The sequence below is a fragment of the Xanthomonas sp. LF07-6 genome (assembly GCF_034105445.1).
Classification (GTDB): domain Bacteria; phylum Pseudomonadota; class Gammaproteobacteria; order Xanthomonadales; family Xanthomonadaceae; genus Xanthomonas_A; species Xanthomonas_A sontii.
Genome location: NZ_JAXGGI010000001.1, coordinates 1 through 12,942 on the forward strand (window position 1 = coordinate 1; position 12,942 = coordinate 12,942).

The 12,942-nt window shown below is 65.3% G+C and carries 9 protein-coding genes; 4 read left to right on the plus strand and 5 right to left on the minus strand.

Going from position 1 to position 12,942, the window contains the following annotated elements; all coding sequences use genetic code 11:
- The coding region (locus tag SLW56_RS00005; protein WP_320694162.1) for an ESPR-type extended signal peptide-containing protein at positions 1-1,511 on the minus strand (1,511 nt) is incomplete at its 3' end.
- A 442-nt stretch (positions 1,512-1,953) separates the two neighbouring features.
- Here SLW56_RS00005 and SLW56_RS00010 point away from each other — a divergent pair.
- Complete coding sequence (locus SLW56_RS00010; protein ID WP_017915652.1) at positions 1,954-2,607, plus strand: response regulator transcription factor; 654 nt, start codon at positions 1,954-1,956, stop codon at positions 2,605-2,607.
- A 684-nt stretch (positions 2,608-3,291) separates the two neighbouring features.
- Here the strand turns inward: SLW56_RS00010 and SLW56_RS00015 are convergent.
- Positions 3,292-6,642, minus strand: a complete 3,351-nt coding sequence (locus SLW56_RS00015) for an ATP-binding protein (RefSeq protein ID WP_267101597.1) — start codon at positions 6,640-6,642, stop codon at positions 3,292-3,294.
- 220 nt (positions 6,643-6,862) lie between these two features.
- Between SLW56_RS00015 and SLW56_RS00020 the strand changes: the two genes are divergently transcribed.
- On the plus strand, positions 6,863-8,122 hold the full coding sequence (locus tag SLW56_RS00020; protein WP_043095605.1) for an EAL domain-containing protein: 1,260 nt from the start codon (positions 6,863-6,865) through the stop codon (positions 8,120-8,122).
- 190 nt (positions 8,123-8,312) lie between these two features.
- Here the strand turns inward: SLW56_RS00020 and SLW56_RS00025 are convergent, their stop codons facing one another.
- The 3 genes from SLW56_RS00025 to SLW56_RS00035 form a co-directional block, all read right to left on the minus strand.
- Positions 8,313-8,750, minus strand: coding sequence for a hypothetical protein (locus tag SLW56_RS00025; protein ID WP_017914143.1), 438 nt, complete (start codon positions 8,748-8,750; stop codon positions 8,313-8,315).
- A 461-nt stretch (positions 8,751-9,211) separates the two neighbouring features.
- Positions 9,212-10,027 carry an amidohydrolase gene (locus tag SLW56_RS00030; protein WP_152238020.1) on the minus strand — a complete coding sequence of 272 codons (816 nt, stop codon included), beginning with the start codon at positions 10,025-10,027 and terminating at the stop codon, positions 9,212-9,214.
- 104 nt (positions 10,028-10,131) lie between these two features.
- Positions 10,132-11,280, minus strand: coding sequence for a pyridoxal phosphate-dependent aminotransferase (locus SLW56_RS00035; RefSeq protein WP_043095607.1), 1,149 nt, complete (start codon positions 11,278-11,280; stop codon positions 10,132-10,134).
- Positions 11,281-11,488: 208 nt separating this feature from the next.
- Between SLW56_RS00035 and ccmA the strand changes: the two genes are divergently transcribed.
- Entirely contained in the window at positions 11,489-12,136 is a 648-nt protein-coding gene (ccmA, locus tag SLW56_RS00040; protein WP_017907305.1) for a heme ABC exporter ATP-binding protein CcmA, read from the plus strand.
- Complete coding sequence (gene ccmB, locus SLW56_RS00045) at positions 12,133-12,828, plus strand: heme exporter protein CcmB (RefSeq protein WP_017907306.1); 696 nt, start codon at positions 12,133-12,135, stop codon at positions 12,826-12,828. The genes ccmA and ccmB overlap by 4 nt, the downstream gene beginning before the upstream one ends.
- The last annotated feature ends 114 nt before the right edge of the window (positions 12,829-12,942 follow it).

Here is a 12,942-nt window from a genome sequence, read left to right on the forward strand (position 1 = left end):
TCGTCGGCATGGGCGAATTTGCCGATGGCGGTGCCGTTGCCGCCTGCGGAAGTGGCCCCGTAGCCCATGGCGGTGCCGTTACGGCCTGCGGAAGTGGCCCCGTAGCCCATGGCGATGCTTTTCTCGCCGCTGGCATCAGCGGCATTGCCGATGGCGATGCCGCTGGAGGCTGTGGATTTAGCCGTGTAGCCCATGGCGATGCTGGCTCCGCCATTGGCATTGGCGGCGTAGCCCATGGCGATGCTTTTCTCGCCGCTGGCATCAGCGGCATTGCCGATGGCGATGCCGCTGGCGGCTGTGGATCTAGCCGTGTAGCCCATAGCGAGGCTGGCTCCGCCATGGGCATTGGCGGCGTAGCCCAGCGCTATGTTGTTGTCGTCGCTCTTGTTTTTCTCGTCGCCCGCCACCGCGCGACTGCCCAGTGCCATCGCATCACTGCCGTACACGGCCGCCGACGACCCAATCGCAGCACTGTTGGCACCTGTGGCCGTCGCATTCACGCCCAGCGCCAGGCTCTTGCCGCCGGTCGCGTTGGCTGCACTGCCAAGCGCCACATCGGCACTGGCACCGCTTTGAGAATTGCCGGCCACCGCTGACTTACCGAGCGCCACCGAATCATCTACGATGGCATTGGCGTCGTTGCCTATGGCGATGGAATTGTCACCCTGTGCCTTGTTATGCGCCTCAAAATTGGAATAGCTGCCGATCCCGATGGCACCGACGCCCGAGGAAACGACAGCATCGCCGACCGCGATGGCACCTCGCGCGGTCGCCCTCAAATTAATACCAAGCGCGATCGAGGACTCTCCGCCTGCCAATACACCACTAGTGCCGGTGCCTACTGCCACGCTATTCGTATCTTGCGCTTCCGCACGATTGCCGATCGCCACTCCGCGTATCCCGCTCGCCGAGGAGCGCACACCGAAGGCGGAAGCGTCATCGCCGGTGGCCTCAACTTGATAGCCAGTCGCAATGGAATGGCCACTCCCAACAATACCGGCACCTGTTACTAGGCTATTTTCATTCAACGCTGCAGCCGTATCGTCAAGCGCCCAGGCTCGCCCCTCGGTTGCCGCGGAGTACGCACCTTCCCCCTTACCGGCGGCGCTCGCGTTATAGCCCTCCGCGATCGCAGTCCCATCGTCATTGGTCGCAGTCTCATCGCCGCTGGAGGTCTTGGCATTGATCCCAAGCGCGTCTGCAGCCGAGGACCAGGCATTCGCAGCGTCGCCAACCGCAATTGCCTTATACGCGTCAACCTGACAATAAGGATTCTTGCTCCAAGACTGACAACCCAACACCCGGAACATCCCACCGGCCTCCACCTGGGCGGCCATCGCCTCACCACTGACGCCGAACATCGCCAACAGGCTCGCAACGAGCAAGCAGGCAGCGACAGATTCTTCTTTAGACTTGGCACCTTGGCCTTTCGACCTACTCTTCGCCAGCTCCGACGCAATCACCCATGCACCGATAGTGCGATTCCACACAACCCTGAATACCCTATTCATTTTGGACCACCTGTAATTTATAGAGCAGAGAAAGTTAGAATTTTGTTGGCGCAGCAACGACGGGGAAGCCTCATCCCGTGCATGAGCGAATGCCCCAAACCGCGCATTCGGCGTTGCGCCCGCCAGAAAAAATTTAGAACGTCTTCGACAAGGACACGATGGGAAAACCCCATTCCACACATGGGCGAATGCCCAAAACCGTACGTTCGGCACGACAATCGACAGAAGAAAACTGACACTTCTTCGACAAGGGCAAGACGGGGAAACCCCCAGTCATGCACGAGCCAATACCCAAAATCCGGTCTCTGGCATCGAAAGATTCAGCCGACAGCACAGACGCCATGCGGCTTCAATCTCAGTTTCGCCACCGATGAATGGCGAAGCTGACGTATGATTCGGCGAATAACATCGCGCATGACGGCAGCGGCAACAGGACCCAACAATGGACAGGATCAGAGTCGGTATCGCCGACGACCACCCGATCGTGCTGCTCGGCGTGACCAGCGTGCTGAAGAACACGCCGGGCATCGACCTGCTCTTCAGTTGCGACGGCATCGGCCAGTTGCTGCGTGAGCTCGTCAAACAGCCGGTGGATGTGCTGCTGTGCGACTATGAATTCGAAAGCGACCCGCAAGCCGACGGGCTGCATCTGCTGCAGCGCCTGCGCCGGCTGGCGCCACAGATGCGATTGCTGGTGCTCAGCGCGCACACCGCACCCTCGATCGTCTCGGCGGCGCTGCAACTGGGCGCCTCCGGTTTCATCGGCAAGAGCCGCGCGGATTTCGGCAACCTGGCCGCGGCGGTGCAGGAAGTCGCCAGCGGCCGCCTCTATGTCCCCGGTTCGCTGTCGGCAGCGCTGCTGACAACGCATTACCGCAAGAACGGGGCCATCGGAATGGACGCGCTCTCCGCAAAGGAAGCCACCGTGGCGCGAATGACCGCCGATGGGCTATCGCTGAGCGAGATCGCCGATCGGCTCAAGCGCAGCCCCAAGACCATCAGCAACCAGAAGATCGCGGCGATGAAGAAGCTGGGCGCCAAGAACGACGTCGAACTGGCCGCGCTGCTGCGCGAGTTGGACAGTCAGGGCGTCTAGCGCGCGTCATGGACGTTGAAGAACAGATGCGGCTTTGTCGAGCGAGAGGATGGGAAGGACGACCAAGTGAAGCTCCGCCGAGGTTCTGGGCGGACCGCCATCATCGTGGGTTGCGCGTCGGAATCGATTGAGCCAGCCATCGTTTCGCTGCACCAACGGCACGGCAACGGGACGGAATCCCTTGCGGGATCAGAACAGCGTGGTCATGTCCAGTTCGATGCTTTTTCATGGCCCTTTGCGTCGGACGCTAACCGGCGTTGCCCTGGCCGATGAGAGCGGGCGCGGCTCTTGCCCCTGACGTATGCGAACGTCTTGTGCCAGCGATCGTGCCTGGGCACACTCCGCGTCAGCCGGCTCGACCTGCACCGCCAGCGACTGGCGGCGCATGCCCGGGGCCATCTAGAGCGGCTGACAAAACGGCTGCGCAGCCGCCAAGGCGAACCGGCTCGTGCCGTCCATCCAGCGCTATGCGTCGAGCATCATGCACTGATCGCGTTTGCGCTTCCGCATGTGCGGTTCCAACAGGCTCAGGGAGTGTCAGGCAGAACGCAGCGCGCGCGCCCTCATCATCGGAGACATCGCCCGGACACGACCGCGTCGGCGACGCCACCTGCGATGACTGGACTGACTCAACGTGGGCGCCAAGCGCCAATCGGCGTCACTTCGGCCGCGTCGTCGGCCGCTTCAACGCAGCGATTGCTCCACATGCAGAAGCAACTGCCGGCAACGCGCCGACAGCACAGCCCAATCCGCGCTCGGGCAGAGCTCCTGCACTACTTGCAGTTCCGCCAACAGATCGTCCGCCCCCAACGCCATCAAAGCGCCCTGCAGACGGTGTAGGCGCCGACGCAACAATTCCAGATCCTGCAAGACCAGCGCCTCCTCGATCGATTGCCGCTCCGCGTCCCACTCGGACCGGAGCGCCTGCCACAGCAAGGCATCCAGCAGTTCGTCCGAAGGAGGTTCCCGGCCGCCCTCGGAAACCTCGGAGGAATTGCGGACGAGCATCGTGCTCCTCAGGACACGGCGCAAGTCGTTCAACGACACAGGCTTTTGCAGCAGATCGGAAAACTGCTCGGTATCGGCGCTGATCTCCGCCGCGGCCGACGCGGAGGTGGCTACGATCCGCGCTCCCGGATCGAAATCGCGCAACTTCCGCAGCAGGCCGACGCCATCCAGTTGCGGCATGCCCAGATCGGTGATGACCAGATCGGCGCGGCGCTCGAGCCACAGCGTCAGCGCCTCCATTCCATCGACGGCCACCCGCACGCGGCGGCATCCCAACGCCGCAAGTTGGTGCTTGATCAGCGTACGGTTCACCGCATCGTCTTCGGCCACCAGGATGTCCAGATCCTGTTCGACCACCTCCTCGGCGAGCCCCCCCGCATAGCGTTCGGCGGGGCGGGGAGTGATACCGGTCAGTGCGCTCATGGCGTCGAGCAATCCTTCGCGGCTCAGTGAACTGACCTCGACCCGCGTTTCGTGGCGATGCGGCACCAACGGCCCCTTTGCGGTCACGAATACGGTGCCCAGCGCCGGCACCGCGCTCAGGTCGGCAGCGTTCAAGACGCCGCCATCGGCCTGCGCCAGCACCCGGATGTGCAAGCGCGCCGGTTGCGCGTCCTCGTCGTACAGGGCTGCGCCCCAGCGGCGCAACCGCTCGGCGAGCATGTCCCGCCATGCCGGCTGCGCGCACACCAGATCCACCGTGATTCCCTCCAGCGCGTGCGAGTCGGCAGGAAGCGCGTGCGCTTTGCGTTTGAACGGCAGGTCGACCCGGAACACGCTACCCGCACCGGGTTCGCTGCTGACGCTGATGCGCCCGCCCATCAAGCGCGAAAGATTGCGGCACAGGAACAAACCCAATCCGGTACCGCCGAAACGGCGACTGATGCTGTCGTCGGCCTGCGCCAGCGGGTTGAAGATCGCCGACTGCATCGAGGCGGGAATCCCGATGCCCGTATCGGCGACCTCGAAACGCGCCCACACCGTGTCGTCCTGTAGCTTGAGACAGCGCGAAGAGATCATGACCGAGCCACGCTCGGTGAACTTGGCCGCATTGCCCAGCAGATTTTGCAGGATCTGCGCCAAGCGCTGGTCGTCGCCCTGCATCACGGCATCCAGCTCCGGGTCCGTCACGCAGTAGAAAGCGACGCCGCTCTGCAGGATCGACGCGCCGAAACTGCGCGCGCAACGCTCCAGCACATCGTTAGGCGACATCGGTACTGGATTGATCTTGAGCGCGTTGGCCTCGAGCTTGGTCGAATCGAGCAGATCGTTGACCAGAGTGAGCAAGGCGTCGAACGAGCGGCGGATCATGTCCACCCATTCGCACTGCTCCAATCCCAGTGGGCTGCGCGCCAGCAGTTCCAGGTGACCCATCGCGCCATGCAACGGCGTGCGGATCTCATGGCTGACGATCGCCAGGAACATCGACTTGGCCCGGTTCGCTTCGTCGGCGGTCTGCTTGGCTTCTATCAACAGCATTTCGTTGGCTTTGCGCTCGTTGATGTCGACCAGCCCCAGCAACACCACCGAACGGCCGTCGAAGCGGGTCTGCGACGACGCCACGCCGATGTAGCTGCTCTGACCCTCGGCGATGTCCCACTGCACCTCGATGAACGAATGCTGCGCGCCGGGCACAGATTGCGCGCTGCGCTCGCGCATGACGTGTCGGTAGAAGTCCTCGCTGCGGTCGCCAAGCATGCGTTTGGCAACGCCGTTCTCCAGCATCACCGACTCGGTCCCCGGCGCGTAAATGCCGATGCCGATCGGCAAGGTGTCGATGATCGCCTTGCTGAAGTGTTCGGCCTCGATCAGCTTTTCGGCGCTGCTGAGCAGCGGCCTGGTCACCCTGAGATCGAAATAGATGACGGTTACCCACATCAGGACGAGCGCCAGCAGGCACACAAGCGCGCCGGTGAAGAATTCGTACTGAAGATTCGCCAGCACGTCGCTCCAGGTATAGGCGTAGACCGCGATCCAGTCCGGACCACCGATGCGCTGGGCCACCAGGAAAATGTCGTTCCGGTACAGGGTGATCGGCTCGCCGGAAACTCCGCGGAACTGCGCCGCTTGTGCAAGAACCCGAGCCAGCAACGCCGCCTGGTCCGGATCTTGCGGAGGATCGCGGAGGTTCAGCTGACCCTCCTTGTTCAGCAGGAAGAACCCCGGGCGCCGGACTTCCCTGCGCAGGAAGAACTGCATGAACTGCCGATCCGGCAGCGACAACGCGATAGTGAAGACCCGCTTGCCATCGTGGAACATCGGCACGATGAGTTGCGACACGGAAGTTTGCCCGTCGCTGGCATCGGCTGGGCGCCACAACAATCTGTATTTGCGCAGCACTTGCGTCGGCGTCGACGCCACAAGGCGCTCCACCGCGGCGATGCGCTGGCGAATGAAGGCATCGGCGCCCTGGCGGCGCGCACTGTCCAACGCTGCCGTGCCCAGCACGGGAGACGCGGCCAGAAAACTGCCGTCGGGCGCATACAGGAACCCCTCCAGAGTCACGCCGGCCTTTCTGGCGTCGATGGAAGGTGCCGCAGAGATATCGCGGACCACCCGCATCGCCGTTGCCAGCCGCTCGGTATCGCCCGCACCGGTCAACACGCTCACCAGCGTAAAAGGGGTCGCGGTCAGGTCGTCCGTGGTCTGGGCGAAGCCGTGTCCGTCGGCCAACTTGCGCGCATAGCGCTGCACGGGGACGGTATCGTTCTGCCGTAGATTCCATACGCCTTCGTAGACATCGGCGAATTGGATCAGCCGCGCCGACAACTGATCCACCTGAGTCTGCACTTCCTCGCTGTCCTTGACGAACTGCGCGACTTGCTTTTCGCGATACTGATTGATGATACCGCTGCAAAACAGCCAGGCAGCGGTGACGATGGACAGCGAAAGCGCGGTCGCCGACCCGTAGAGGATGCGCCGGTAGTGTCGTCCAGTTCTGGCAAGTAATTTTTGCGGCATCTCGGCTCTCGGAACGCCCTGCGACGCCGCGGGCAGGCGAATGGCCGCAGGATAGCTCAGCGCCATCTCGCTCGCCAACGCAGCAAAAATCCGGCCTTTCGGCGCTGTCCGGCTCGCGTCCACGCCTTGCCGCATGCCCCATCGCGCGCACTTGCGTCTTTGGGCGCGCGCCCATCCGCGCTTAAGGCACGCGCCATTACCGCCGCCGCGATCTGCAGACAAGCTGAGATTCTCGGCAAGAGTCGGGTTCCCGCGTTGCCGCCCACACGCCACCGATGAGGCTCTCATGAACAAAAGCGCACATGTTCCGTTCTTCAACATCCGCAATGCCTTGATCGCATACGACAGCGAACTGCGGAGTTCCTACGTCGGCAAGCTGCTGCAACGGCTGGGCGTGGCAAAGGTCCATAGCGCAAGCAACAACGACCAACTGCTCGAACGGATGCGCACCACGCCGATCGACCTGGTGGTGACGTCGGCGCGCTTGCAGGGCGCATCGGCCCTGCAATTGATCGATGCCCTGGCCGACAGCCATTTCAGCGGACATGTCATCGTCGGTGGAGTGACGGACATGCGCTTCCAGAGCGCAATCCATGAATATGCGCAGCAACGCGACGGCGGGCTGATGCAATTGGTCTTCGCCGGAGAGGCGCTGCGGCTGTTCGACTTCACCGACATGCTGTACCGCGCAAACCCGCCGACGACCATCGATAACGATGGCCAGCTCATCGAGAATACCGCTCAGCGCATCACCGCCGACGATGTCCACGCCGCCTACCGCACTGGAGAGATTTCCGCCTTCCTGCAGCCGAGTTACTGCCTCACCACCGGCGCCATGGCGGGCGCAGAAGCGCTGGTGCGATGGCAGCACCCGACATTGGGCGTGCTTGGCCCGAACCATTTCCTCTCTCTCCTGGAGGAATGCGACCTTGGGGAGGAGTTGATCGGCCAGTTGATCGACACGGTGGCCAGCGTCAGCAGCTCGCTGTCCTTGCCATCAACGCTGAAACTGTCGATCAACGTATCCGCCACCCGTCTCGTCTCGGCGAGCTGGGCGGACTGCATCGTCCAACGCTTGATTCGTTCGGGAGGCGTCCCCCACCATTTCGCCATCGAGGTGACCGAGGACGGAATGGATCACTGCGACCGCCACATCGCCGGCGCCGTGGCCCACTGGCGACTCAATGGAATCGATTGCGCCATCGACGATTTCGGCACCGGGGGATCTTCGATCCACCGTCTGTGCATGGCGCCTTTCAACATCCTGAAGATCGACCATCAGATGGTCCGGCGCTCGCGGCTGACCACGCATGTGTTCGAAACGCTGGAGGGCATCGTTCGGCTGGCGCACGGCATGGGAATGCGCGTGGTCGCCGAGGGCATCGAAACCGAAGAGGACGCGGCGCGCATGCGCAGCATCAGATGCGACATCGGTCAAGGCTACCATTTCAGCCGGCCATTACCCGTGGAGGAATTCATGGCCCTGGCATCCTCGCACACCGTGTTCGGACAACGCATCCAACCTGCCGCTGCGGCCGCTATCTGACGCTTGCCATCTCGAGCAGCGCATCGCCCAAGCAAAAAACTTCATCCCTGCCGAAAACTCCGCATGTCACGCAAAAACCTCCTCCTGCTCACCCTCGCCCTGGCCAGCCTCGCGTCGATCGTCGTGACCGCCGGATAAAACAGCGCCTGCCCCGCGCGCGGCTGCGGGCGGGGCAGGCACAGAGCAAGCCTTACTTGCGGCGCTCGATCACGAAGTTGCCGACGTTGACGCCCAGATCGACGCCCTCGCCGGTGCCGGCCAGGGCCAGCGAGATATCGCCCTTTGTGACGACCTGCGCGGTGCTGGACTTGACCACGCCGGCATGCGCTTCGGCGGCGGCATAGGTGCCGAACAGATCGTTGAGGCTATAGGCGCCGGTGAAGGTGCCGCGGCCACCGACGATCTTCGACTTGCCGACCGTCAGGCCACCGCCCTTGCTGCTGATCTTGACCGGGATCACCGCGCCGTCGTTGCAGGTGATGGTGCCGGTGCCCTTGGCGGTCTTGTAGAACACCGACCAGCCGGACAGGTTGAAGGACAGCTTGCAATCGATGTTGCCGGCGGCCTGGGCCTGCGGCGCGAGCGCGGCCGCACCCAGCAGTGCGAGCAGAGAGAGCGACTTGATCATGTGGGCATTCCGGGTGGGTGGACAAGGCGCGAGGGTAGCAATGGGTTTGTCGCGGCCGCGACAAGGTTGCGGGAGCGTCGCGCGTGCGTTCAGCAGGCATTTCCAATCGCGGCGGGCGCGGTCGGCCCCGTACAGGCAGAAGGCGAGGCCCGCGCCAAACATCTCCAGCACTCGTCTGCGCCGGCTTGGCCTGACTGCCTCAATGCATTGTGGGCGTCAACGCGCATGCAGCGGCGACGTGCGAAGCACTTGCTGATGGCGTAATGCGTCGGGACTGAAGTCCCTCCCACAGTGCACCCGCCACGCTTGCCGCAACATGCTGCGGGAGGGGCTATTGCCGCGCTTTCGAAATCCGCCGCGACAGGGGTTACCGGGAAAGCCCGTCGCGGCTGAAGCGGCTCCTACGACAGGCGTCTTCGGAAATAGCACGATGAGCTTTCCGGCATCACGGGAGCCGCAGGCTAGTCGTCCAGACTGAAGGCATCCGCATCGAGCATGGCCGGGAAGCGCGCGCGGTGCGCGGCCAGCGCGGCGGCGGAGATCGTGGTGGTGGCGACCTGTTCGCGCTCGCGGATCTCCAGTTGCGGCTGGCCGAGGAAATCGATCACCGCGCTGTCGCCGGCATAGTGCAGGTCGTTGCCGTCCACGCCGACGCGGTTGACCGCGGCCACGAAGCACAGGTTCTCGATCGCGCGCGCGCGCAGCAGCGTACGCCAGGCGTAGGCGCGCGCCGACGGCCAGTTGGCGACGAACAGCTGCAGATCGAAATCCAGCTGACCCGGGCGCTCGACGTCGTAGCGGTTGCGGCAGAACACCGGGAAGCGCAGGTCGTAGCAGACCTGCGGATTGATCCGCCAGCCCTTCCACTCCACGCACAGGCGTTCGTGCCCGGCGGCGTAGCGCAGGTGTTCGTTGCCGTAGCGGAACAGATGACGCTTGTCGTAATGCTGCAACACGCCGTCCGGCGTGGCCCACAGCAGGCGGTTGAATACCTTGGCCTCGCCATCGGCGCCGGGCACGCGCAACTGTACGCTGCCGGTCACCGCCGCGCCCAGCCGTGCCGCCTGCTCGCGGATCCACGCCACGGTCGGCCCGTCCATGTCCTCGGCCTGCGCCAGCGCATCGTTGGAGAAGCCGCTGGTGAAGGTCTCCGGCAGGATCACCAGGTCGGTGACGCCGGCCAGCGGCGCCAGCAGTTCGGCGTAATACGCGCGGTTGCCAGCCGGATCGTGCCAGCGGGTATCGCCCTGGACCAACGAAATCCTCAGATCGTTCATAGCAGGGAATCGGGAAAGGGGAATAGGGAATGGGTAAAGGCTAAGCGCATCGGCGAGATTTCACCATTCCCCATTCCCAAATCTCCAATCCCGGCACTTAAGCGCTACAGCGCGCGCAAGCGCTCGATCGCCGCATCCAGCGTCGCCTCGTTCTTGGCGAAGCACAGCCTGGCAAGGCGCTGGGCGGGCGGCGGGTCCTGGTAGAACGGCGACAGCGGGATCGCCGCCACGCCCTTCTCGATGGTCAGCCACTTCACGAATTCGGTATCGGGCAGGTCGCTGACCGCCGAATAGTCCACCAGCTGGAAGTAGCCGCCCGGCACCGGCAGCGGCTTCAGCCGGGTGCCCAGCAATTGTTCGCGGAAGCGATCGCGCTTGGCCTGGTAGAACGCCCCGAGCTGTTCGTCGTGCTCGGGCTCCTCGCGGATCATCGCGGCGAAGGCGTGCTGGGCCGGGCCGAAGCTGGCGAAGGTGTTGTACTGGTGGACCTTGCGGAACTCGGCGCTGAGCGCCGGCGGCGCGATCGCGTAGCCGATCTTCCAGCCGGTGCAGTGATAGGTCTTGCCGAAGCTGGAGACGACGAAGGCGCGCTCGCGCAGTTCCGGCCAGCGCAGCACCGACTCGTGGCGGCGGCCGTCGAACACGATGTGCTCGTAGACCTCGTCGGAGATCAGGAAGATGTCGCTGCCGCGCAGCAGCTCGGCCACCGCCTGCAGGTCATCGGCGCCGAACATGGCCCCGGACGGGTTGTGTGGGCTGTTGAGCATCAGCAGGCGGGTGCGCGGGGTGATCGCCGCGCGCACCCGCTCCCAGTCCACCGCGAACGTCTGCGGGTCCAGCGGCACGTGCACCGCACGCGCGCCGGCCAGGTCGATCGCCGGCTCGTAGCTGTCGTAGGCCGGGTCCAGCACGATCACCTCCTCGCCCGGGCGCACCACGGCGTGGATGGCGTTGAACAGCGCCTCGGTGGCGCCGCTGGTGACGGTGACCTCGGTGTCGGCATCGACCTGGGCGCCGTAGCAGCGCAGCGCCTTCTCGGCGATCGCCTGGCGCAGCGCCGGCACGCCGGTCATCGGCGGGTACTGGTTGTGGCCGTCGCGCATCGCCCGGTCCAGCGCCTCGATCAGCCGCGGCGGCACCGGGAAATCGGGAAAGCCCTGGCCCAGGTTGACCGCGCCGTGCTCGGCGGCCAGTTGCGACATCACGGTGAAGATGGTGGTGCCCACCTTGGGCAGCTTGGTCTGCGGATGCATGCGGGGGATCTGCGGGCAGCGGGAAAACGCCGAGTGTACGCAAAGCCGCTTGCCGGCGATGCGCCCTACACGCCGCCGCTCCACTGACGCAGCGCATGCGCATCGCCGCGTGTGGCCGCCGCCGGCATCCGCCGGACGCCCGCATGCCGATACAATGCGCGCCTTCCCTTGCCGCCCGCCGCCGCGCCATCCGCCGCGGCCTTCGCCGATGACCGATCCGCTGTACACCGCCCCACCGCTACTGGCCGCGCACGGGCTCACGTTCGCCCGCGACGACGCCGCGGTGTTCGGTCCGCTGGACTTCCACCTGGATGCCGGCGAGGCGCTGCTGGTGCAGGGCGACAACGGCGCCGGCAAGACCACCCTGCTGCGGGTGCTGGTCGGCCTGCTGCGCGCCGAGGCCGGGCGCATCGAGATCGACGGCCACCCGGTGCGGCGCGGCGACCGCGCCCGCTTCATGGCCTACCTGGGCCACCTGGGCGCACTGAAGGCCGACCTGAGCACCCTGGAGAACCTGCACTACCTGTGCGGCCTGCAGGGGCGCCGGGCCAAGCAGATGCCCGGCAGCGCGCTGGCCATCGTCGGCCTGGCCGGCTACGAGGACACCCTGGTAAGGCAGCTGTCGGCCGGGCAGAAGAAGCGCCTGGCGCTGGCGCGGATGTGGCTGTCGCCGGCGCCGCTGTGGCTGCTCGACGAGCCCTACGCCAACCTCGACCTGGACGGCATCACCCTGGTCAACCGCATGATCGCCGCGCACCTGCGCAGCGGCGGCGCGGCCCTGGTCACCACCCATGGCGCCTATGCCGCCCCCCCCGTGCGCACCCGCATGCTGACCTTGAGCGGAGTCGCCGCATGAGCCTGGCCACGCCCGTTCCTTCGCTGTGGCAGGCCACCCGGGCGCTGCTGCTGCGCGACCTGCGCCTGCTGTGGCGGCGCCGCGGCGACGCGCTGCAGCCGGCGCTGTTCGCCCTGCTGATCGTGGCCCTGTTCGCGCTGGCGCTGGGCAACCAGCCGCGCCTGCTCGGCGAGGTGGCCGGCGCCGCGCTATGGCTGGCGGTGCTGCTGGCCGGCCTGCTGGCGCTGGACAGCCTGTTCCGCAGCGATGCCGAGGACGGCTCGCTGGAGCAATGGCTGCTGGCGCCGGTGCCGCTGGCCTGGCTGGTGCTGGTGCGGGTGCTGCTGCACTGGGTCACCACCGCCTTGCCGCTGATCGTGGCCGCCCCGCTGCTCGGCGAATTGCTGCACCTGCCACATGACCGCATGCCGGTGCTGCTGGCATCGTTGGCGCTGGGGACCCCGCTGCTGAGCCTGCTCGGCGCGGTGGTCGCGGCGCTGACGGTGGGCATGAAGCGCGCCGGCATCCTGGTCGCGCTGCTGGCCCTGCCGCTGTACGTGCCGGTGCTGGTGTTCGGCGCCGGCAGCGTGGCGGCGGCGGCGCAGGGCCTGGATCCGGCCGGCGGCCTGCTGTTGCTGGCCGCGGGTCTGGTCGCGGGCCTGGTGCTGGCGCCGTTGGCGGCGGCCGCGGCGATCCGCATCTCGCTGAGCTGAGCCTTTTGGGGCAGCGCGGGCGCGACGGCGGTCGTACCATGCAAGCGCAGTGTTCCCTCGCCGTTCCGTCGTTGTCGCATCGAATGTTGTCGCATCGAAGCCCGCCTTCCGCCA

What these genes read in the sequence shown, in the direction of transcription:
- SLW56_RS00015 (WP_267101597.1), bottom strand. Translation starts at nt 6,642, where the DNA reads ATGGCGCTGAGCTATCCTGCGGCCATTCGCCTGCCCGCGGCGTCGCAG.
- ccmA (WP_017907305.1), top strand. Translation starts at nt 11,489, where the DNA reads ATGACCGATCCGCTGTACACCGCCCCACCGCTACTGGCCGCGCACGGG.
- ccmB (WP_017907306.1), top strand. Translation starts at nt 12,133, where the DNA reads ATGAGCCTGGCCACGCCCGTTCCTTCGCTGTGGCAGGCCACCCGGGCG.
- SLW56_RS00030 (WP_152238020.1), bottom strand. Translation starts at nt 10,027, where the DNA reads ATGAACGATCTGAGGATTTCGTTGGTCCAGGGCGATACCCGCTGGCAC.
- SLW56_RS00025 (WP_017914143.1), bottom strand. Translation starts at nt 8,750, where the DNA reads ATGATCAAGTCGCTCTCTCTGCTCGCACTGCTGGGTGCGGCCGCGCTC.
- SLW56_RS00020 (WP_043095605.1), top strand. Translation starts at nt 6,863, where the DNA reads ATGAACAAAAGCGCACATGTTCCGTTCTTCAACATCCGCAATGCCTTG.
- SLW56_RS00035 (WP_043095607.1), bottom strand. Translation starts at nt 11,280, where the DNA reads ATGCATCCGCAGACCAAGCTGCCCAAGGTGGGCACCACCATCTTCACC.
- SLW56_RS00010 (WP_017915652.1), top strand. Translation starts at nt 1,954, where the DNA reads ATGGACAGGATCAGAGTCGGTATCGCCGACGACCACCCGATCGTGCTG.